This is a genomic window from Halorhabdus sp. CUG00001, from assembly GCF_009797925.1.
Taxonomy (GTDB): Archaea; Halobacteriota; Halobacteria; order Halobacteriales; family Haloarculaceae; genus Halorhabdus.
The window spans coordinates 1,820,840-1,842,110 of record NZ_VOLB01000001.1; the positions used below are offsets into that span (position 1 = coordinate 1,820,840).

At 64.5% G+C, this 21,271-nt stretch carries 21 protein-coding genes; 15 read left to right on the forward strand and 6 right to left on the reverse strand.

Going from position 1 to position 21,271, the window contains the following annotated elements; all coding sequences use genetic code 11:
• Window positions 1–52: 52 nt before the first annotated feature.
• The gene (locus FR699_RS09175; protein ID WP_195837595.1) at window positions 53–400 is read right to left on the reverse strand and encodes a hypothetical protein; all 348 of its coding nucleotides are present in this window, start codon (window positions 398–400) and stop codon (window positions 53–55) included.
• Between the two features lie 181 nt (window positions 401–581).
• Window positions 582–1,877 carry a twin-arginine translocation signal domain-containing protein gene (locus tag FR699_RS09180; protein ID WP_154553072.1) on the reverse strand — a complete coding sequence of 432 codons (1,296 nt, stop codon included), beginning with the start codon at window positions 1,875–1,877 and terminating at the stop codon, window positions 582–584.
• 417 nt (window positions 1,878–2,294) lie between these two features.
• Between FR699_RS09180 and FR699_RS09185 the strand changes: the two genes are divergently transcribed.
• A complete protein-coding gene (locus tag FR699_RS09185; RefSeq protein WP_158855222.1) occupies window positions 2,295–3,416 on the forward strand; it encodes a tRNA (guanine(26)-N(2))-dimethyltransferase in 1,122 nt (373 codons plus the stop codon).
• 27 nt (window positions 3,417–3,443) lie between these two features.
• On the opposite strand, the gene FR699_RS09190 is transcribed toward FR699_RS09185, so the two are convergent.
• Window positions 3,444–3,833, reverse strand: coding sequence for a hypothetical protein (locus FR699_RS09190; RefSeq protein WP_154553070.1), 390 nt, complete (start codon window positions 3,831–3,833; stop codon window positions 3,444–3,446).
• 133 nt (window positions 3,834–3,966) lie between these two features.
• Between FR699_RS09190 and FR699_RS09195 the strand changes: the two genes are divergently transcribed.
• Window positions 3,967–5,223, forward strand: a complete 1,257-nt coding sequence (locus FR699_RS09195) for a YihY/virulence factor BrkB family protein (RefSeq protein ID WP_158855223.1) — start codon at window positions 3,967–3,969, stop codon at window positions 5,221–5,223.
• A gap of 3 nt (window positions 5,224–5,226) precedes the next feature.
• A complete protein-coding gene (locus tag FR699_RS09200) occupies window positions 5,227–6,066 on the forward strand; it encodes a phosphatase PAP2 family protein (protein ID WP_158855224.1) in 840 nt (279 codons plus the stop codon).
• Window positions 6,067–6,087: 21 nt separating this feature from the next.
• Here FR699_RS09200 and glnA read toward each other — a convergent pair whose 3' ends face one another.
• Window positions 6,088–7,458 (reverse strand): type I glutamate--ammonia ligase, encoded by a 1,371-nt coding sequence (gene glnA, locus FR699_RS09205; protein ID WP_158855225.1) that lies wholly within the window; start codon window positions 7,456–7,458, stop codon window positions 6,088–6,090.
• Window positions 7,459–7,584: 126 nt separating this feature from the next.
• On the opposite strand from glnA, the gene lrp reads away from it, so the two are divergent.
• The gene (lrp, locus tag FR699_RS09210) at window positions 7,585–8,043 is read left to right on the forward strand and encodes an HTH-type transcriptional regulator Lrp (protein ID WP_154553066.1); all 459 of its coding nucleotides are present in this window, start codon (window positions 7,585–7,587) and stop codon (window positions 8,041–8,043) included.
• Between the two features lie 66 nt (window positions 8,044–8,109).
• On the opposite strand, the gene FR699_RS09215 is transcribed toward lrp, so the two are convergent.
• The gene (locus FR699_RS09215) at window positions 8,110–8,577 is read right to left on the reverse strand and encodes a hypothetical protein (RefSeq protein ID WP_154553065.1); all 468 of its coding nucleotides are present in this window, start codon (window positions 8,575–8,577) and stop codon (window positions 8,110–8,112) included.
• A 327-nt stretch (window positions 8,578–8,904) separates the two neighbouring features.
• The gene (locus FR699_RS09220; RefSeq protein WP_158855226.1) at window positions 8,905–9,570 is read right to left on the reverse strand and encodes a TrkA family potassium uptake protein; all 666 of its coding nucleotides are present in this window, start codon (window positions 9,568–9,570) and stop codon (window positions 8,905–8,907) included.
• 653 nt (window positions 9,571–10,223) lie between these two features.
• Here FR699_RS09220 and FR699_RS13420 point away from each other — a divergent pair.
• The 11 genes from FR699_RS13420 (at window position 10,224) to FR699_RS09270 (ending at window position 21,218) form a co-directional block, all read left to right on the forward strand.
• Complete coding sequence (locus tag FR699_RS13420; RefSeq protein ID WP_255470255.1) at window positions 10,224–10,358, forward strand: hypothetical protein; 135 nt, start codon at window positions 10,224–10,226, stop codon at window positions 10,356–10,358.
• Window positions 10,359–10,449: 91 nt separating this feature from the next.
• Window positions 10,450–11,373: a ribonuclease Z gene (rnz, locus tag FR699_RS09225; protein WP_158855227.1), complete on the forward strand. Its 924-nt coding sequence runs from the start codon at window positions 10,450–10,452 to the stop codon at window positions 11,371–11,373.
• Window positions 11,374–11,489: 116 nt separating this feature from the next.
• On the forward strand, window positions 11,490–12,644 hold the full coding sequence (locus FR699_RS09230) for a sensor histidine kinase KdpD (protein WP_158855228.1): 1,155 nt from the start codon (window positions 11,490–11,492) through the stop codon (window positions 12,642–12,644).
• A gap of 56 nt (window positions 12,645–12,700) precedes the next feature.
• Window positions 12,701–13,075 carry a VOC family protein gene (locus FR699_RS09235; RefSeq protein ID WP_158855229.1) on the forward strand — a complete coding sequence of 125 codons (375 nt, stop codon included), beginning with the start codon at window positions 12,701–12,703 and terminating at the stop codon, window positions 13,073–13,075.
• A gap of 49 nt (window positions 13,076–13,124) precedes the next feature.
• Entirely contained in the window at window positions 13,125–15,104 is a 1,980-nt protein-coding gene (locus tag FR699_RS09240) for a DUF460 domain-containing protein (RefSeq protein ID WP_158855230.1), read from the forward strand.
• A gap of 89 nt (window positions 15,105–15,193) precedes the next feature.
• Complete coding sequence (locus FR699_RS09245; RefSeq protein ID WP_158855231.1) at window positions 15,194–15,718, forward strand: hypothetical protein; 525 nt, start codon at window positions 15,194–15,196, stop codon at window positions 15,716–15,718.
• A gap of 98 nt (window positions 15,719–15,816) precedes the next feature.
• Window positions 15,817–16,104, forward strand: coding sequence for a translation initiation factor eIF-1A (eif1A, locus tag FR699_RS09250; RefSeq protein WP_154553056.1), 288 nt, complete (start codon window positions 15,817–15,819; stop codon window positions 16,102–16,104).
• Between the two features lie 86 nt (window positions 16,105–16,190).
• Complete coding sequence (gene rio1, locus FR699_RS09255; protein WP_158855232.1) at window positions 16,191–17,042, forward strand: serine/threonine-protein kinase Rio1; 852 nt, start codon at window positions 16,191–16,193, stop codon at window positions 17,040–17,042.
• A gap of 171 nt (window positions 17,043–17,213) precedes the next feature.
• A complete protein-coding gene (locus tag FR699_RS09260; RefSeq protein WP_154553054.1) occupies window positions 17,214–18,362 on the forward strand; it encodes a thiamine ABC transporter substrate binding subunit in 1,149 nt (382 codons plus the stop codon).
• Between the two features lie 2 nt (window positions 18,363–18,364).
• A complete protein-coding gene (locus FR699_RS09265; protein WP_158855233.1) occupies window positions 18,365–20,158 on the forward strand; it encodes an iron ABC transporter permease in 1,794 nt (597 codons plus the stop codon).
• Complete coding sequence (locus FR699_RS09270; RefSeq protein WP_158855234.1) at window positions 20,151–21,218, forward strand: ABC transporter ATP-binding protein; 1,068 nt, start codon at window positions 20,151–20,153, stop codon at window positions 21,216–21,218. The genes FR699_RS09265 and FR699_RS09270 overlap by 8 nt, the downstream gene beginning before the upstream one ends.
• The last annotated feature ends 53 nt before the right edge of the window (window positions 21,219–21,271 follow it).

The following is a 21,271-nucleotide window of genomic DNA, read 5'->3' on the forward strand; positions in this document are numbered from 1 at the left end:
TACAGTTAGCAAATGCCAGCTTTCGATCGCCGGCGACGAGACTAACCGGCCGTCACACGAAATCCCGGACGTCAGAGTAGTACATGTCGTGGTGGTCGACAGCGTCGATCTCCCGGGCGATCTTGACCGCCAAAACGTGCCAGCAGAGGGCGGTCGGATCGTCGGGATCCAGATTGTAAGCGGCGTCCTCGCAGGTACAGCCGCCGCCCTCGATGACGTATTCGTCGCTGTGGCCGACGACAACCGTGAAGTCCTCGTATTCCTTGACGCGATCCTCGGCGACAGCCTCGATGGCCCGGACGCCACGGGAGTCGTGGACAGTAGTGATACGGTCGACGACGTCGGCGGTGAGTTCGCCCGCTTCAGCGAGAGCCGCTTGCCACTCTTCGAGGCCAGTCACTGGTTCCGTTTGGATGGCGTCGGGCAAAACAGGTTCGGTGCACGCAGTGTTCGGGACACAGCAACGAAGATCGAATCACAACCCCGCCCGAAAAAGAGCGGTGAACGTCAACCCGCCGGGACCGGCAGTTCAAGGCGGAGGGGACGGCGCTCGGCCCGCTGGGGCCGACAACGCGTCGAGGCTAGTCCGCAGACGACGAATCCGATCGGAGCGCTGCGAGCAGTTCGCTGACACCGGACGACTGGGACGGGGATTCGAGATCGGCCCAGACCATACGGTGGTCGGACGCGGCTCGGACCGTCTCGATCCGGCTATCGCTCGGTTTGGGCCAGACGACGCCGCCATCCTCGTAGGAGAGGGCGGGAGAGGGCAGCACGCGATCCAGTTGGCCGACGACGGTATCGCCATCACCGGCCTGGCCAGGTCGCGGCCCGCGAATCCGGGTCGCATGCGGCTTGCCGAGGTTCTCGCCGCCGGGACTGCTCGGGAGTTCGTCCGTGTAGAAGTCCTTGTTCTCCCGGAAGAACGCGTGGGCCGGCTTCAGGATGCGTTCGCCCATGACCGCGGCGTTTTGATCGCCCATGAGGACGTAGCGATCGTCGTCGAGTCCGCCCTCGTTGCCGTCGTCGTCGTAGATGTACTCGGCGTTGGCGACGTAATCCGCCCAGAACCGGACTTCGTCGTGGTTCCAGCGGCCGTTGAAGTTGTTCGGCCCGTCGTACTGTGGCGGGGTCGGGTGAGACGTGAGGACGTGAACGGGCTCGCCGTCTACGCGAACCGGAATGTCGGCGTGAGTCTTCGAGGAGAGACGGAACGCGTCTGTCTCCTCCGGAGTCAGGTAGATGCCGTCCTCGTCGAGGTCCATCGAGCCGTCGTCGAGGGGCATCAGGTTGTTGGGCATGTCCGCCCAGAGGAACTCCTGGAAGGTTCTGATATCGGATTCCAGGATGGGATACTGACTGGCGATCGCCATGCCGTACTGGCCGGGGTAGAACCCGAACCCGTAGGCGTCGCCGGGCCGCTCGCCCGCACTCCCGTCCTTGTTGAAGTCGTAATCCTCCTCGGGGAGGACGCCGGTGTTGACCGGTGGCTGGAAGGTGTACGGGAACGGAATCGGGTCCAGATCGTCCCGCTGTGGCACGCGGAGGTAGTTGTCGATGAACGCCCGGATGTTCGTCTTGTCCGTCTTCTTGCCCTGCTGAATGTTGTTTGTCAGCTCGTTGATGACGAGGACGTCCGGCCGGATCTCTTGAATGAGTTCTGCGGCCGCAGCTGCCTGCTCGTCGCCGGAGCTGTCTTCGTAGAAACTAGTCTCTTCTTCTTGAACCTGCGACGTTGTGAGATCCTCGATGTTGAACTGTGCAAACCGCGTCGCCGAACGAGGCTCGTACGCACTCGCCGTTCCGGCGATACCCGCGGTCGCTACAGTCGCGCCGATCCCTTGCAGGAACGTCCGCCTGGTCGTGTCGTGCGACATCACATACTTATATACTCTATATAGTTATAAATGGAGGGGGTCGATCATGACATATAAAATGCGGGAGCACAGGGCCGATCGGCTCTCCGGCAAGCGGTTGAACGCAGCGATTGCCGTGTTTATACTCACAGAGCGGTAGTGAAAAGTGGCACAGCATGCACTCTGGGACGAGATTCGCGCCACCGACCGGACGATAGCCTCTCGGGCCAACGATCGGTCCGTCGTCGTCCCGTCCCCAACATTTTTATATTGTAGATGCTGGCGCGACGAGCACCCTCGCAGTACTTATGATCACAGATGGTATAAAAGGCGATACGCCCGACGGGTGACGACAGGCCTGGCAGAGCGGTGGCCAGTTGGGCACTCGAGGATGGCCAAGAGCGAGGGGCTTTTCCTCACGGCCGGCCCAGCGAGGATATGCGTGTCACGGAGGGACGGGTAACCGTCGATGTCCCCGAGCAGGCCGAGGCAGGTGTCGGCGATGCCGTCTTTTTCAATCCCGACCAGGAGTTGAATCGAGACCTGACGGTCGCCACACTCAAAGCCTACCGCGAACGGATCGACGCTCGCGACGAGCACCCCGTCGAGACCTATCTCGATGCGACGGCGGCAAGTGGCATCCGCGGCGTGCGGGCGGCCGCAAACGACTTCGAGACGACACTGTGTGACGTCGATCACGATGCTGTCGAGCGCTGCCGGGCAAATCTCGCTAGCAACGACCTCGATGGCGACGTCGTCCACCGGAACGCAAACGCACTCATGCACGAACGACAGTTCGACGTCGTGGATCTGGACCCGTTCGGGACGCCGATCCCGTTTGCCGACGCCGCGGTCAACAGCGCGAGTCGCCTACTCGCGGTGACGGCGACCGACCTCGCGCCCCTGTGTGGGGCTCACTTCAACAGTGGCGTCCGGTCTTACAGCGCGGTCCCGCGAAACACCGAGTACCACGGCGAGATGGCGGTCCGGATGCTCCTGGGCGCGCTGGTGCGGACCGCCGCACGCTACGACGTTGCGGCCCGGCCGATCCTCACTCACGCGAGCGATCACTACGTGCGGACCTACCTCGAGTTCGACTACGGCGCACAGGTCGCCGACGATGCGATCGCGGGACTCGGCCACGTCCACCACTGCCAGCATTGTCTGTATCGCTCGACGGCCGATGGACTCGTCGCCGACCCGCCAGAGAGTTGTCCCCACTGCGGTGAGCACCTCCAGACAGCCGGGCCGCTGTGGCTCGGGTCGACCCACGAGTCCGGCTTCCTCGATACGGTCGAAACACACCTCGAAGAGACGATGGAGAGCCGCGACCGTGCAGGAACGCTCCTCGAAACGCTCTCGGCAGAGTTGGACGAACCGACCCACTACGATCAACACCGTCTCTGTAAGCGCTGGGACCGGTCGGCGATGGCCATGGACGACTTTCTCGCCGCGCTCCGGGAGGGGGGCTACGACGCCAGCCGCACCCACTACGGCGGGACGACGTTCAAAACGGATGCCGACGTCGAAGCGATTCGGACGGCAACGGCAAAGCTGTAGGCGGCGACGTGGAACGGGGCAGAAGCGTCAGGCCAGCGCACCCGAGAGGCGAGTGACGACGAGAGAGAGCAGGCCGTAGATCGGGCGCAAGAGGTGATTGAGCAGCGCGAGGAGGCCAACGACGCCGCCAAGCGTCTGGAGTTCACCCGGCGACGCCCCGGCAAAGACCAACAGGACGAGGCCAGCAACCAGTGGGCCGGCGGGAAGGGCGGTAAGATATGCCTCGAACGCTCGATTGTCCAGCAGGCCATAGAGACGATGGCGCAGTGCCGTGCCGGCGAGGCCACTGCCGATCAGGGCGATCGAAAGCGGCAGCGACCCGGGAAGTCCCGCGAGTCCGCATCCGACCAACAGGAGGCCGCCGGTAAAGCCCGCACCGGTGACCTGGCGAATGCGCCAGACCAGTCGCTGGTTCATACCATCAGTTGCGGGAGCCTGACGTAATCAGTTTTCGCTCCAGGAGAGATACGGTAAGTTGCAGCCCCGCCCAGCGGACAGACAGCGAGAAACCAGCCAAGCGGTTTTGTCGTGGCCGGGTGGAGCAACGCCCATGCAACGACAGGGACGTGAATTGATCGGGACGACCCGGGAGATCGTCACTACCGTTCGGGAGACTCGACTATCTTTTCTGGCGGCGGGGACGGCGTATTACGCGTTCGTCTCGGTGTTCCCGCTTGTCTTGCTGGTCGTGGCCGTCGGCTCGCTGCTTGGTGGCGATGCGATCGCCCAGCAGGTCATCGGTACGGTCAGCGGGGCACTCTCGCCCAGTGGCCGTCAGTTGCTCCAGGAAGCCTTCGTCAGTGAGAGCGGTCGAACCAGTGCGACCATCGTCGGGGTCGGCGTGCTGGCCTGGAGTGGGTTGCGTGTCTTTCGCGGTCTCACGATAGCGTTCGGAACGATCTATGGCACCGCCGACGAGGAAACGTTCCGCGGCCAGTTGCGGAGGGCAAGTCTCGCGTTACTCGCGCTGGGGATCGGCGTGGGGACCGTCGTCACTGGCACAGTCCTCCTCTCGGAGGCGGGTATCGCCTTCGCCGGGTTCGCCCAGACGAGTGCGGTCGTTGTCGCGTTATCGGGCCTGTTGTTGCCGGTGTACATCGTCCTCCCAGCCACGTCAGTCGGGCTCCGCGAAGCAGCCCCGGGGGCGATCACGGCCGCCGTCGGGTGGACGGTATTGAGTGTCGTCTTTCGGGTCTACGCCGCGAATGCCGGCCAGTTCGACGTCTACGGCGTGGTTGGCGGCGCACTGCTGTTTGTCACCTGGCTGTACGTTGGGGCAAGTGTCCTCCTGCTTGGGGGCGTCGTCAACGCCGTCCTTGCGGGGCCAGACCGGCAATTACAACTTCGATCGCCTCACACGTCCGGGAGAGACCCGACAATGACCGGGAGAGACGGGGCGGGCGACGGGACCGACGCGCTGGATCGGGAGGGCAGCGGCCAGACTGAGGCCGACCAGCACGCGGAGGTCGAACAGTTACGCGCCGAGATCGAGCGCCTCGAAGCCGAGATCGACGACCGGACGGTCGATCGAGATGACTTCGAAAGCGACCTCGAGCGGTACGTCCGCCGGCGCGTCCGTCGGGGTCACGCCCACGGCTGGGGACCGTACCTCGTCTTGCTGTACGGGACAGTCATGACGCTCGGGGCCTTCTACTTCCTGGGCGGCGGCTGGGCAATCCTGGCGATGCTGGTGATCTGGTTGTCGACACTCGGCCTGTACGCGCTGATGGTGCTGATCGGCGTGGCGACCAAAATCGTAGGCGCGCCAGGTCGCCTCCTGGATCGAATTCGTGACTGGCGCGATTGATCCGTGATCGATCCGATCTCGGCGGCGTGGCTCGCCGTCGCCGGTGTGACGCTGCTCGGGGACCCGCTGGTGGTTGTGAGCATCGGCATCGCCGCGTACCTGTTCGGTGGCCGACTCCGTAGCGGTGGGCGCGACCGCACGCGGGAAGCAATGCTTCTGGGGCTGATCGCCGGCGCTCTCGCGTTGACGGCCGCCCTCAAGACAGGGCTCGCAATCACTCGCCCGGGGGGCGCTTCCACCCTGCCCGGCAGTGAGGGGATGGGGCCTGTCGTCGAATCGATCTACACCTGGGTCGTCGGCCCTGGCGGGTACGCCTTCCCGAGTGGCCACGCCACGGGCGCGGCCGTCGGCTGGGGCGGCCTGGCGTGGGTGTTTGCCGACGACGATCGACGACCGCTCCTGGTGGCCGGAGGCGCGATCGTCGCGATCGCTGCCTCACGGGTCGCTCTGGGAGTCCACCGACCGCTCGAAGTGAGTGTCGGCATTGGCCTGGGCCTGACCTACCTCGCCGTCGCGACCAGAGTGGCAGGGACGCCCCGACGCACCTTCGCGCTGGCGGGCGTGATCGGCACAACGAGCCCACTGTTTGTCGCACTCGACACCGATGGATTGTTCGCCGCTGGATTCGCCCTCGGTGGGTTCGTCGGCTGGGAACTGCTGGGGGCTGGCCGGCCGAGCTATCGGACGAGCGCCATCGCAATCGGCGGCGGGCTCGCAGTGATAGGGCTGTTCGCACTCCGGCTCGAACTGTCCCAGGTCGCGCTGACGCTGCTCGCCGCCGGTGGCGGGGTCGCCGTCGTCGCCGCGCCGCTTGCCGTCGGCAACGACCGCAAAAACGAGTAAAAAGCGATCCGGTGGCTCGTCTCAGAACGTCTCGAGGTAGCGATCGAGTTCCCACTCGGAGACGTCGACCAGGTAGTCCTTGTACTCCTGGCGTTTGGCCTGGAGGAACTTCTCGCTGGTGTGGGGGCCAAGCGCGTCGAGAATAACCTCGTCGTCTTCGAGGGCGTCGAGCGCTTCGCCGAGGTTCTCGGGCAGCGTGTTGATGCCGTACTCCTCGCGTTTGGCCTCGTCGAACTCGTAGATGTTCTCCCGGACTGGATCGGGGCAGTCGATTCCGTTCTCGATCCCATCCAGGCCAGCGTGGATAAGCGCCGCAAAGGCCAGGTACGGGTTCGAGGACGGATCGGGGAAACGGGCCTCGATCCGGCTGGCGGCGGGGACGCGCGCGGCGGGCTTGCGGATCAGCGCCGAGCGGTTCCGATCGGACCAGGCGACGTAGACGGGTGCCTCGTAGCCTGGGACCAGGCGCTTGTAGCTGTTGACGGTCGGGTTCGTGACGGCGGTGATCGCGGGCGCGTGGTCGAGGATACCCGCGAGGAACTGCTTTGCCGTCCCGCTGAGGTCGAACTCGTCGTCACCGTCGTGGAAGGCGTTCTCGCCCTCGGCGGTGAACAGTGAGATGTGGGTGTGCATCCCCGAGCCGTTGATTTTCGGGATCGGCTTGGGCATGAACGTGGCGTGGAGGTCGTGTTCGGCCGCGATGGCGCGGACGACCGACCGGAAGGTGGCGACGTTATCGGCCGTCGAGAGGGCGTCGTCGTAGGTGAAGTTGATCTCGTGTTGGCCCTCGGCGACCTCGTGGTGAGAGGCCTCGATGTCGAAGCCCATGTCCTCTAAGCCGAAGATGATGTCCCGGCGGACGTCGCTTGCGAGGTCCTTGGGCGCGAGGTCGAAGTACCCGCCGACGTCGTTGGTCTTCGTGGTCGCACGACCGTCCTCGTTCTCTTCGAAGAGGAAGAACTCGGGTTCGGGGGCGACGTTGACCTCGTAACCCATCTCGTTTGCGCGGTCGATGGCCGTCTTGAGAATGCCACGCGGATCGCCCTCGAAGGGTTCGCCAGTCGAGGTGTTGATCACATCACAGATGAGACGGGCGGCAGCGCTATCCTCGCTGGTCCGCCACGGCAGGACGGCAAAGGTCGACGGATCGGGGTCGAGGCGCATGTCCGACTCTTGAATCCGGACGAACCCGTCGATCGACGAGCCGTCGAAGTAGATCCCCTCGGTGAAGGCTTTCTCGGCCTGGTCGGCCGTAATCGAGACGTTCTTGACGGTCCCCAGAATGTCCGTAAACTGCAACCGCAGGAAGTCGACGTTCTTCTCGTCGATCGCTTCGAGCACTGCCTCGGCCTCGGCGGACAACCCGCCGTCTGTGAGCTGATCGTTTGTCATCTTTCTCGTCACTCCCGAACTGTACCCCCGATATAAAAACACTGCCGCTCTGCGCAAATCTTCCGTGTCACTTCGAGAATTGGATATTCGTAAAATTCTAATGGGTAGATCCCGTCAGTGACGCCAATGACGTACGAAAATCTCGACCGCAAGCTCATCAACGAACTGCTGAGCGACGGGCGCGCAAGCCTCCGAAGCCTCGCCGACGACCTCGACGTCTCGGTCACGACGGTCTCGAACCATCTCTCGGATCTCGAAGAACAGGGAATCATTCAGGGGTACACACCGCGGGTCGACTACGGCGAGATCGGCTACGACGTCACGGCGATCCTCCAGTTGAAAGTCGAAGGAAGCGCCCTGCCCGAAGTCACTGATCGACTCGAAGAACTCGACCAGATGATCAGCGTCTACGAAGTGACGGGCGATCACGACATCATCGCGGTCGGGAAGTTCGCCGACACCGACGACATGAACGCCGAGATCAAGAGCCTGCTTACCGACCCCGAGATCAAAGAGTCAAACACGAGCGTCGTGCTCAACGCGGCCGTCGAACACGAACAGTTCGAACTCGATATCGAGCAGTGAGCGCCCCGGCCGAACCGACGGCGTAAATCGCGACTCGGCGTGGCAGTCGGGCTCGGTTGCGACCGCTCACTGTCGCGGATCACGATCCGGCCCAGGATAGTCCCCACCGACCGTCGCTTCGTACAGTGATTGGGCATCGAACACAGCCAGGAATGCCGCTGGCGAGCGGACGCTGACCGTGTATCTTCGGAGTGCGACACCGGCTTGTGCGCCAGTGAGTTGCTCGTCGAAAGAGAGGACGTGCCCGGCGTCGCCGGCGACAGCCGATGCCAGGGCCGGATGGTCCCCATCCGGATGGGTGACCGAGTGGCGTTCACGCTCGATCCGGGCACGCCAGTCAGTAGCCAGTGACTGCCCCGCGATGTCCGCAATCAGGGCCGCGGCGTCGGCGAGGAGAGCGTCGCTGGCGAGCAGCGTCAGCCAGTCGTGGGCACGAATACGTGCCATCGCCTGCCGGGCCTGGCCGCCGACCAGCAGGTCCGCCGCCAACACGTCGGCGTCGGCCACGAACCGCGTGGGGTCACTCGTCGTCATCGGCCCGGTGGGCCGCCAACCGCTGGCCGATAGCGTCGACGGACGTCTCGACGTCTTTCGCTCGGTCGAACAACACGTCCCAGGAGTCCATGTCCTGCCTGTCGGTGCTGACGGGCAAAAGCCCTCGGATCAGCGAGCCGTCATGCACTCGTCTGACGCAGTTTTTTGTAGGCCCCACCAGGCAGTTAGGATGGGCGCGCACCGACGGCCTCGTCGTTTTCCCATCCTCCCACAGCGCGCCCGGGCACCCACCCGTTTTCGACGGGCCCGAACGGCACACAGTGATACAGCCACGCGTTCGTGAGTGAAATAGCCAGCGAGAGCCACTCAGGCGTCGACAGCGGGAGTCAGATGGGTGCGGATCTCCTCGATAGCCTCGGGTGGGGCAGTGATCGCGATGCGATCGCCGGGTTCGATCGTGGTTCTGGGCAGCGGAATCGACATCGGTTCGTCGTTGCGACCGTGGGCGTAGATTTGGGCGGAGCCAGGAAGATCGAGCGTGACCACACGATCACCGACCACCGGCGAGTCCGCCGGGATACGGATCGACGTGACGGTCAGGTGCTCGGTGAGGTCCGCCAAGACGTCGAAATCACCGCCGAGCATAGCCGTTTTCGCCCCCGCGGCACCCAGCCGCTCGGGATAGATGACTTCGTCGACTTCGCTGGCGTAGTTGTCGTACAGTTCCTCCCGATAATCCGCATCGATCCGCAGGACCGTCCGACAACCGTGTTCGGTACCGATCATACACGCGGCGAAATTAGCGTTGAGATCGCCCGTCAACCCGGCGATGGCGTCCGCCTCGGCGATGCCCGCTGCGTCGAGGGTGTCCGTATCAGTGCAGTCGCCCAGTACCGTCTCGAAGGACTCCTCGCGTGCGCGCTCGGCCCGCTTGGCGTCGATCTCGACGATCGTGACGTCGTGGTCCTCCTCCCGGAGCACCCTGGCGGTACGCATCCCGACCCGCCCGAACCCGACGATGACGAAGTGCATACCTGTGTGAAGTACCACCACACCTAAAAACGCTCCCCTCATTGGCTCCTCCAAGCAGCCGATCGGGAGCATCTCGATGAGAAGTGAGCCACAGCCATAGAAGCCTCTCCCGTGGAGCGCTCGAATAGTGACAATCGAGAGACCAAACAGTGACGACCGCACCGATGGAGTGGGCCATTCTAGGGCCTGGAAAGTAGCTGACAGGGGTCGCTGGGGCTAGGGACAGTCGATCACAGGATCAGGGATGCAGCACGCGTCGGCCATACCAAGTAAGAGTGTGTAGTGCGTTCACATCACCTCCGATAAAAGTTCTCACGACCCACGCTGTAAAAAGGCTTTGCCATACCACCAAATTTGCACCCCAAAACGACGACGATGCGTCGAGTCTTTCCGATATTACAATCAAAATGAAAGACTATCCGACTACGAATACAACAGTCGCTGTTCAGGAGCAGTCCATTCGACGACGAGCAGACCGCACAGGGACAGCACAGTGATCCAGCGAACCAGTCGAGATGACCTGAGACAGATTGGTCACGGTCGTGGGGAGAACTGGCAGATGTGTGTTTCCCAATCGACGAAGTAGTCGGACACGGGGAGATCGACAGCCGATATCAACACTGATTTGGGAGGAAGTACAGGGGGTGGGTGAGATGGGTGAGGAGGACAGCGACGAGTACCCCTACACGTTCGAGTGTGCCAAGTGTGGTTGGGAGACAGCAGGCGAGCGCCGGCCCGTGGCCTGTGCCGTCTGTGGGGGCCGGATGCTAGCGACGCCATCACGGTGAGAGGCCGACAATCCCGAACCGGTAAGAGACGAGCGGTCGCCGCCCGGTCGATTCGAAGGGCGTTTAGCCGTCGACGGGTGACAGACGGGTAATGCGCGTGACGTTCCTTGGGACCAGCGGTGCGGTGCCGACGACCGAACGTAACCCCTCGGCGATCATGTTCTCCCGAGACGGTGAGCGACTGCTCTTTGACTGTGGTGAGGGGACTCAGCGCCAGATGATGCACTTTGGGACGGGATTCGACGTCGCACACATCTTCATCACCCACCTCCACGGCGATCACGTCCTGGGCATCCCGGGCCTCTTACAGACGATGGACTTCAACGACCGCGAGGCCCCGCTGGCGATTCACGCCCCTCAGGGCACGCGGTCCCGACTGGAGGATCTCATCGGAGCGACCGGCGACCGTCCCTCCTACCCCATTCGGATTACGCAAAATCGGGCAGGGGACGTGGTGCTAGACGCCGACGAATACGAGATTCGAGCGATCGAGACCGAACATCGCACACGGTCGATCGGCTACGTCCTCGAAGAGGACGACCGCAAGGGCCGATTCGACCGCCAGAAAGCCGAGGAAAAGCTCGGGATCTCACCGGGGCCAAAGTACTCCAAACTCCACGACGGCAAGCCAGTCGAACACAACGGGCGGACGATCCAGCCCGAGGAGGTCGTCGGGCCGCCCCGACCCGGACGGACCGTCGTCTACACGGGCGATACGCGGCCAGTCGAGGCTGTCCGGCGAGCCAGCGAGGATGCAGAGCTGTTGATCCACGACGGCACGTTCGCCGACGATCGCGCCGAACGGGCGGCCGGAACCGGGCACTCGACGGCGCGCGAGGCGGCGACGCTGGCTGCCGAGGCTGGGGCAAAGCGGCTCGCACTCACCCACGTCTCGACGCGGTACGCGGGGCAGGGCCACCGCCTCGAAACAGAGGCCCGAGACGTATTCGGTGACGGTGCCTTCGTCGCGGCAGACGGCCAGACGCTCGATGTCCCGTTCCCGGACAGCGAATGACACGGTAGAGGAGGAGAGCGCGATCGTCACCGTCGAAACGGTCGAAAACTGGAGAGCGAAAGCGCCAGTGTCTCGAAGTCAGAACAGTTACTTCCCTGTAGTCTAAGTACGTCGTAATGGCCAAGCAGCGGGCCGATGCCCTCATCGCACGGGGTCTCGACGCCGCGTCGCCGCGGGGTATTCGTCTCGCCAGTGCCTGGTTCATCGCTGCAGCTGGCCTGGCCGGGGTCGTCGTCCCGCTGATACGGGCCGTCACGAGTGCCAGCGCCACCGGGTCCCCCCTGCTTGGCACCGTCGTGCCGATGACGTTCGGGCTGAGTGTCCTGGGCGGCGGCTACTGGCTCGCAAACAGCGATTTCGACGGCGAACTCGCCGTTGCCGTCACAGTGTGGTGGTTCCTCGGGACCGCCTTCGGCGCGTTCGCCGCGCTTGGAATCGTCGGCTATCAGTTGTCCGCCGGCGTCGAGTTGACCAATATTTCCGTCGTCGTTAGCGGCTTGGCGTCGATCGGTGGGATCGGCGGGCTACTCGTCGGCCGATACGACGCTCGCAGCCAGCGCCGTCGCCGCGATCTCGAAGCTGAACGGGAGCGACTGGCCGACGAGCGGGAGAAACTCGCCTTGCTCAACCGAATCGTCCGTCACGATATCGGCAACGACCTCCAGATCATCAGCGGCATGACCGGTCACTTAGAGAGCTACGTCGAAGACGACGGACAGGACTATCTCGAACGTGTCCAACGCACCACCGAGGAAGCGATCCAACTGACCGAGCAGGTCCGGGCGTTCGTCGCGTCACTGGGTGTGGACGATCGGTCGACCAGTCGTCGGATCTCACTCGAACGAGTCCTCGAAACGCAAGTCGACAACGCACGCGAGGTCCATCGCCGGGCGACGATCGCCGTCGACGGCGAACTGCCGGACGTCGCCGTCGCCGCCGACGAACTCCTCTCGACGATCTTTCACAACCTGCTCACCAACGCCGTCGAACACAACGATCGGGAAAACCCGTCCGTCGAAGTATCGGTAGAAGCAAGCGAGAGGGCGGTGACTGTCTCGGTAGCCGACAACGGCCCAGGCATCCCGCCGGCCGAGCGCACAGCCGCGCTGAACCCCGATGGCCACGAGGTAGACAGTCAGTCTGGACTGGGCCTGTACATCGTCGGGATGCTCGTCGATCGCTACGGCGGCTCGATCTCGTTTGCGGATCGGGATCCCAGGGGCACAGTCGTGACCGTCCAGTTGCCGATTGCCGACGGAGACTCCGAGTAACACAGCCTAGACAGGGGCCGTTAGCGTCTTCCGTCAGGAATGGGAACCGTCCCGGCATGAACCTGACGCACGTCGCACTCTGGGTGTCGAAGTTGGATCGCTCGCTATCGTTCTATGGGGATCTGGGGTTCGAACGAACCTGCTCGTTCACTGCCGACGGCGTCGAGAACGTCTACCTCAGTGCTGGCGACGGCGAACTCCAACTCAAGCACGATCCGACGCGAACGACGCCGATCGCGCCGTCGCGGGCAGACACTGACCACGTTGCGTTCCTCGTCGAAGACGTCGAGCGCGTCGCCGAGCAGGCCCGCAAAGCCGGTGGGTCGGTCCGCACCGAACCACACGTCGTCAAGGCTGCCGACGCCAAGGCGACGTTCCTCGAAGATCCAGACGGACACACCATCGAGTTCTACCGACCGCTCGACGGATGAGCGTGGGGACGCCACGGCGTTTATACTCCTGACTCCCCTACCGACGGCCGTGCAACGGACGGCTGCCCTGGACGACGTGATCTTCGGCGTGGATATCCAAAGCGGGGACGTCAGAGGTAACTCGCCCGCCTACGCGCTGGTGATCTTCGACGGCGAGTCCATCGAGCGAGACGTGGTGAGCCACCGGAAGCTCCGCCGGCTGATCGAGACGAAGACACCGGCGATCGTCGCCACGGACAACATGTACGAGCTCGCCGAGGACAAGGACGCCCTCGTGCACTTCCTCCGCGAGTTGCCCGAGGAGACGCGACTCGTCCAGGTGACCGGTGACCAACAGCCGGAGCCGCTATCACGGGTCGCGACGCGCCACGGCGTGCCATACGGCAAGGACCCGATGGAAGAAGCCGAGGCCACAGCCCGTCTGGCCGCGGGAAACGTGGGCTATGAAGTCTCGGCGTTCACCGACACGACACGCCTGAAAGTCGCCCGCGGTCGCTCGACGGGCGGTGGTGGTGGGTGGAGCGAGGACCGCTACACGCGGCGCATCCACGGCTCGGTCAAAAAGCGAACGCGCGAGGTCGAACGCGAACTTGACGCGGCCGCGCTGGACTACGAGCGGGAGGTCACCGAGAAGTACGGCGGGTTCGCAAACGCAGTCTTCGAGGTGCAAGCGAGCCCGGGTGAGATCCCCATCTCGGCCGAGCGGTCCGGCGACACCCGCATCGAGATCGAGCGTGAGCGTCGGGACGGGATCGAATTCGAGCCACTCGCCCACCGGCGCGATCACGTCGTCGTCGGGGTCGACCCGGGAACGACGACCGCCGTGGCCGTCCTCGGCCTCGACGGCGAGGTACTGGACGTCTACTCGACGAGAACCGACGATACCGCAGCAGTCATCGAGTGGGTCATCGAGCGTGGGCGACCGCTCCTCGTCGCCGCGGACGTGACACCGATGCCCGAGACCGTCGAGAAGTTGCGCCGAAGTTTCGACGCCGCCGGCTGGACGCCCGACAGCGACCTCGCCGTCGACGAGAAACTGCACCGAACGCGCGAACAGGCCTACGACAACGACCACGAACGGGACGCCCTGGCGGCGGCCCTAGAAGCCTACGACGATCACGAAACGCAGTTCGAGCGGGTCGCGGCGAAAGTCCCGCCACGCGAGGAGGTCGGCCCCGTCCTCGCGCGGGTCGTCGCCAACGACGAATCCGTCGAGAGCGTCCTCGAAGACCTCAGCGACGACGAGAGCGAAGCCACGGAGACGAGCGAGCACGAACCACGGGAGTTGAGCCCCGAAGAGAAAGAGATCAAACGCCTCCGGGAACGCGTCGATCGCCTCGAATCACACGTCGAGGACCTCCGTGGCACGATCGAGGACAAAGACGAGACGATCGCGGCCTACGAGGAGAAACTCGAAGCCGCCCGCAGCGAGCAGCGCGCCGAGACGCGCAAACGGCGGGAAGTCAACCGCCTCGAACGCGAGAACGACCGCCTCGAACGCGAACTCGAAGACGAGCGCGATCGCGTCGCGGATCTCGAAGGCAAGCTCGAACGTCTGAAAGCCCTCTGGAAGCTCGATCACTCCAATTTTGCCGACGTCGAGAAAGCCAAAGAGGGCCTGGTCCCGGTGAAGGTCGTCGAGAAGTTCACCACCGAGGCCATCGAGGACGCCGACGACCGCTTTGGCCTCGCCGAGGACGACATCATCCTGTTCCGGGACGCCACCGGTGCCGGACGCTCGACGGCGGCGTTACTGGCCGACCTGGAACCGCGGCTGGTCCTCCGGACAGGCGGACTCTCGGACGTCTCCGACGAGGTGCTGTTCGAGCGACGCGTGCCCATCGCGCCGGCCGACGCCGTCACCGTCCAGGAGGTCGACGAACTCGCCGTCGCCCGCGAACGGGAAGTCGAGGCCGCAATCGAGGAGTGGCGCGACTACGAGAGCGAGCGTGAGAAGGCCCGGACCGCCGAGATGGTCGACCAGCTCATCTCCGAACACCGCGCCTCCGGACACGGCGGGAGCGTGTGAGGCAAGTCGAGCACTCACCGACTCGCGCGTGCCACCGCTCGTCGGACCCGAAGTGAGGGTTCTTGTGGACCAGGGACCGACGAGTCCGCATGGAGGAGTTCGTCGCGAAAAACCTGGATCGGTACGCGGACACGCAAGGGTTGTTACCCGAACGCCTCGCCGAATTCGGCGAACAGTATCGCGAGCAGGGCCATCTCACCCGCGAGCAACTCTACGACCTGGCCTTCGAGAGTTCGACCAGAAGCGCCTACCACGTCGAATCGAACCCAAAAGCGCGCTGTATCGAAGTGACGCAAAACGTCCGACGAGTCGAGGGCGACTTCTCGAAGATCCGGCTCATCAGCGGGCTCTCGGGGTTCAAAGCGCCGACGGCCTCGGCCGTGCTGACCGCGCTCGATCCCGGCCGGCACGCCGTCGTCGACACGCGCGTGTGGGCCTCGTTGGAGCGCCTCGAACATGTGGAGGGACGCAAGGAATCGTTCGACGCGGCCGACTACGTGACGATGATCGAGCCGATCCGTGAGATCGCGCAAGCGACGGGTTACTCCCCCGCCGAGGTCGGCTATGCGCTGTTTGCCTACGACGAGCACGTCCGTGAGGGGACGCTACACTGAGCGGGGGGCGGTCGGCGTGTGGCGAGTGAGTGGCCAGGGACCAGACCGGCCCGAGGCGGTTTCCAAACCTTAAACCCCTGCCTCCCGTAGCGGGAGATATGAGCGATCAGGAGCGCACGGATCTTCGCATGCCTGACGACGACGAGGTGTTCGCAATCGTCACAGAGATGCTGGGGGCAAACCGCATCAACGTCCGCTGTATGGACGGCGTCGAGCGGACCGCTCGTATCCCGGGCAAGATGCAAAAGCGCATCTGGATCCGCGAAGACGACGTTGTTCTGGTCAGTCCGTGGGACTGGCAAGACGAGAAAGCCGACGTTACCTGGCGCTACGAGAAACAGGAAGCCGACCAGTTGCGCGAGGAGGGCCACATTCAGGAACCGTGACGGGCGAGACATGACGGTGGCACCCCACCGACTGGCTGGGTCGAAGCGGGATCGAGGCCCACACCGACTGTTTTCGCGGGGCGACGATGGCTGAGTTCGGCCTGATCGACGACGAGGGAGCCGAAAAGCCAGGTGACGAGTTCGAGGAAATCGAGGTCGCGGATACCGAAGCCGACCGGATCGCCCGCCGCCGAGATCGGGAGTTCAGCGAGTTTCGCAAACGCATCAAGAACACCGAGCAGTTCAAAGTCGAAGCGTCGGTCTTCGACGACGCGACCTTCGCTGCGCTGTACAAACTCGTCCAGGACGGCCACATCGAGGCCTTCGGGGCACCGATTTCGACTGGAAAAGAGGCAAACGTCTATACTGCATTAGGCCCGGAAGACACCGAGGTCGCGGTCAAAGTCTACCGGATCAACGCCTCCGACTTCAAGGACATGCGCGGGTATCTGGACGGCGACCCGCGATTCGAAGGGATCGGCTCGGACAAGAAGAAGGTCGTCACTGCCTGGGTCCGCAAGGAGTTCGCCAACTTACGGCGCGCCAAAGAAGCCGGCGTCCGGGTGCCCGAACCGATTGCCGTCGAGCGAAACGTCCTCGTCATGGAGTACATCGCGACCGACGCCGAGGGTCGGGCCAAGCGACTCAACGAGGTGCACATCGAGAACCCCGAGACGGCCTTCGAGGTCCTCCGGGAGTACATGCGCCGCCTCTACGACGCCGGCCTCGTGCACGGGGACCTCTCTGAGTACAACGTCGTCTTCCACGAAGGTCAGCTCGTGGTGATCGACCTCGGCCAGGCCGTAACGGTCCTCTCGCCCAACGCCGACGACTTCCTGCAGCGAGACTGTGCAAACGTCGCGAACTTCTTCGCCGGACTAGGTGTCGAGGTGACGGCCGAGGAGTTGTACGACGACATCACCGGCGACGACGAGTAAGTGAGACACGCCTCGATTGGACGAGGTGGTTCGTGGATGGCAGCCATCATCGCACGTGCCGACTGAACGAGCGCGATAGCACACTGAGAGAGTAACAGCACAGCCAGCGAGCAGTAGAGACGTTTGCTGCAAACCGCAAAGGACACCACCACCCAGTCGAACAACCAGGTGGTGAAACGACGCACGTTCCTTCGAACAGCCGGTGTGGGTGCCGTCGGGATGACGGCACTGGCCGGCTGTACGGGCGGAGAACAAACGGACGAGGGATCGTCGACGACCGAGACGGAGACGAATACCGAGACGGACACGAACGCCGAGAACACCGCAACGCAGACAGACACGACGACCGGTTCCGTGACGGCCGAGCGGACGCTGCGGGTGGCGACATACTCCTCGTTCACTGGCGAGGGGACCGCCGGCAACTGGCTGAAGTCGGCCTTCGAGTCGGCCCACGACGGGGTGACTGTCGAGTTTGTCACGCCCGAGAGCGGCCTCAACCAGTACATCCTGCGCCGTCAGCAAGGTGCCCCCCTGGATGTCGACGCCTACGTCGGGCTGAACACGTCGGAGCTCGTCCGGGCCGATCAGGAACTCGATAGCTCGCTGTTCGCGACGCCGGACTTAGAGCGGGCTGGAGACGTCAAGCCGGGACTGCAGGCCGACCCACGCGGGCGGGCAGTCCCCTACGACACCGGGTACATCTCTCTGGTCTACGACGAAAACGAGGTCGAGAACCCGGCAACCTTCGACGCACTCACGACCGACCCGTATCAGGGTGACCTTATCGCGCAGAACGCCCAGCAATCCGATCCGGGCCGGGCGTTCCTGCTGTGGACGATCGCCCAAAAGGGACCGGACGGCTACCTTGAGTACTGGCGGGACCTGCTGGCCAACGACGTGACGATCCTCTCCGATTGGGAGCCGGCCTATCAGGCCTACCAGAACGAGGAAGCGCCGATGGTCGTCTCCTACTCGACCGATCAGGTCTACTATCACGGCGAGGGCGTCGATATGTCGCGCCACCAGGTCGGGTTCATCAACGACCAAGGGTACGCCAACCCGGAGATGATGGGGCTGTTCGCCGATGCCGACACACCGGAGCTTGGCCAGCAGTTCATGGACTTCGTGCTCTCACCGGACGCCCAGGCCGAGATCGCGGTCCGGAACGTCCAGTTCCCGGCCGTCGAGGGCGTCGATCCCGGCGCGGAGTTCTCGAAGTACGCCTACGAGCCAGCCGAACCCGTCACGTTCTCCTACGACGAACTGGCAGGGAACGTCGAGGGATGGATCGAGGACTGGGCCCGCGAAGTCAACGCGTGAGGATGCGGTGGCCGTCGTCGGATCGGGTCGTCTTCCCGGCCGGCGTGGTGGCCACGCTGGGAGTGCTTGTCGTCGTCTTTTACTACCCCGTCGGTCGCGTGCTTCTGGCCGCGATCGACCTTGGCGGGACCCCGCTGGCACCGATCGTGGACGTCCTCGCTGACCCGTTCTACGTCGGCCTGGCCCACCATGTCTTTGCTGACCCAACGGGCATTCCTGCAGGCGTGGGCTCGTGGCTCGCTGCGGGTGGGCCCCTCAGTGCGATCGAGTTCGGTCTGTTCGGTTTTACCGCCTACCAGGCAGCCCTATCCGCACTCGCGAGCGTTGCACTCGGCTTTCCCGGCGCGTACGTGCTTGCCCGCTACGATTTTTGGGGACGGCGAACGCTTACGTCGCTGACGATTGTTCCCTTCGTCCTCCCGTCGATCCTCGTGGCGGTCGGCTTCCAGGCGATGTTCGGCCAGACCGGGCTCCTGAACGACGCCCTCGCGGTCGTCGGCCTGGGACCGATCGACGTGCTCTATACGCTGCCGGCGATCGTCCTCGCCCATGCCTTCTACAACGCGCCGCTGGTCACTCGCTTCGTGACGGGTGCCTGGGAAGGGGTCGACGCCCGCGAGATCGAGTCGGCCAGAGCGATGGGCGCAACCCCGATTCGCGCGTTCCGGGACGTCGTCCTTCCCCAGTTGCTCCCTGCGGTGCTCTCGGCGACGGTGCTTGCGTTTGTCTTCTCGTTCATGTCGTTCCCGATCGTGCTGTCGCTGGGCGGCCTGGAGTTACAGACCGTCGAGGTGTGGCTCTACGCGAAGGTGCAATCACTCGACCTCGAAGCGGCCGCCGCGTTGGCCGTCCTCGAATCGCTGCTCTCGCTGTCCCTCATGTACCTCTACCTCCGGTACGAGTCGGGGCAGATCGCGTCCCGTTCGGGCGGCCGCTCGCGTTCACGACGGTCGCTGTTGGACGGATTGGGGACCCTTCGTGATCCACGTCGCCTGGCAGTACTCGCCTACGGCTGTATCGCGGCAGTGGTCTTTCTCGGGCCAGTCCTCAGCCTGCTGGTCGAGAGCGTCACCGGGCCAGAAGGGGCGTTCACGACGGCGTACTACGAGTTCCTGCTCGCACAGCAGGCCTCCGCTGCGGTCGGGACGATCGCGCCCCTCACGGCGATTCGCAACTCGCTTTTGTTCGCCCTGGGAACGCTTGCCGTCGCCGTCCCGATGGGCGTCATCGTCTCGCTGGTCGCGACCCGCGGCGGGCGGGGGAGTCGCCTCGCGGAGACGCTGCTGTCCGCGCCGATCGCCGTCAGCGGCATCGTCGTCGGCCTGGGCCTGCTCCAGACACTCGTCTTCGGCGTCGACGTGTTTGGCCACCGGCTCACCGTGACCGGCTGGCTCGCGGTCGTCGCCGCCCACGCCGTCGCGGCCTACCCGTTCGTGACGCGAAACGTAACTCCCGCTCTGGCCGGGATCGACGACCGGATCGTCGACGCCGCGCGATCGCTGGGGGCGACGCGGTTCCGTGCCCTGTTGACGGTAACGCTGCCGTTGATCGTCGCCCCGCTGGTGGCCGGGGCGGCCTTCGCCTTCGCGATCAGTATCGGCGAGTTCGACTCGACTGTCCTGCTCGCCGAGGGCGGGGCGAGTCACACGATGCCGGTCGCCTTGGAGCGCTACGTCGGCAACCGCTCGATCGGGCCGAGTCTCGGCCCCGCCACGGCGATGGGCTCGGTCCTGCTCGCGGTGACAGCCGCCAGTTTCGTGGTTATCGATCGCGTCGGGGGACGATACGATGGCTAATTCGACCGGAACAGGGGTCGAACTCGAAGACGTCGCCGTGACCTTCGGTGACGTCCCGGCGTTGTCGGACGTGACGCTGTCGGTCGCCGAGGGGGAGTTCTTCACGCTCGTCGGGCCCTCCGGGTGTGGCAAGACGACGACCCTCCGGACCGTCGCCGGCTTCGAGACGCCGGCGAGCGGGTCGGTACGGATCGGCGGCCGCGACGTCACCGGCCTGCCGCCCGAGCAGCGCGACGTGGGGATCGTCTTCCAGAACTACGCGCTGTTCCCGCACATGACCGTCCGGGAGAACGTGGCCTACGGCCTCCGGTACCGGTCGCCGCCGGGCGAGACCGCTCCCGACGAACGCGTCGCCGAGTTGCTGGAACTCGTCGAGGTGGCTGGCCTGGCGGATCGACAGCCGGAGTCGCTATCAGGCGGGCAACAACAGCGCGTCGCCCTCGCTCGCGCACTCGCACCCGGCCCGGACGTCCTCCTGCTCGACGAACCGCTCTCGGCGCTGGATGCGCGACTGCGCGAGCAGTTGCGACTGGAAGTGCGGGAGATCCAACGCGAGTTGGGGATCACGACGATCTACGTCACCCACGACCAGGCCGAAGCGCTGGCGATCAGCGACCGGATCGGCGTGGTCAACGACGGTCGGATCGAACAGGTCGGGACCCCGGAGGAGGTCTATCGCAACCCCGCGACACGCTTTGTCGCCCAATTCGTCGGCGAGAACAACGTCTTCGACGCGCGGGTCGACGGTGGCGGTCAGTCCCTGAGAAGCGACGACGGCGAAATCGTCTCGATCGACGACGAGCGGTTCAATCTCCCGCAATCGCCCCCCGACGGCGGCGATGTGACCGTCTGTATCCGTCCCGAGGACATCTACCTCGGGGCCGGCGAGACGACTCTCTCGGCGACCGTCGAACACGTCGAATTCCTCGGCGACGCCTATCGCGTCCACTGTGCGTGGAACGGCCACTCGATCCGAGCCAGGACCCAGCGCCCACCGGACGGCGAGACCGTCACGCTCGGGTTCGACGCCGCGGACGTCACTGTCGTCGGGGCCGAGTGATCGGTCCGACGCCTCGGCAGTGTCGCCCCCACGGGAGGAAAGCGCCGACGATT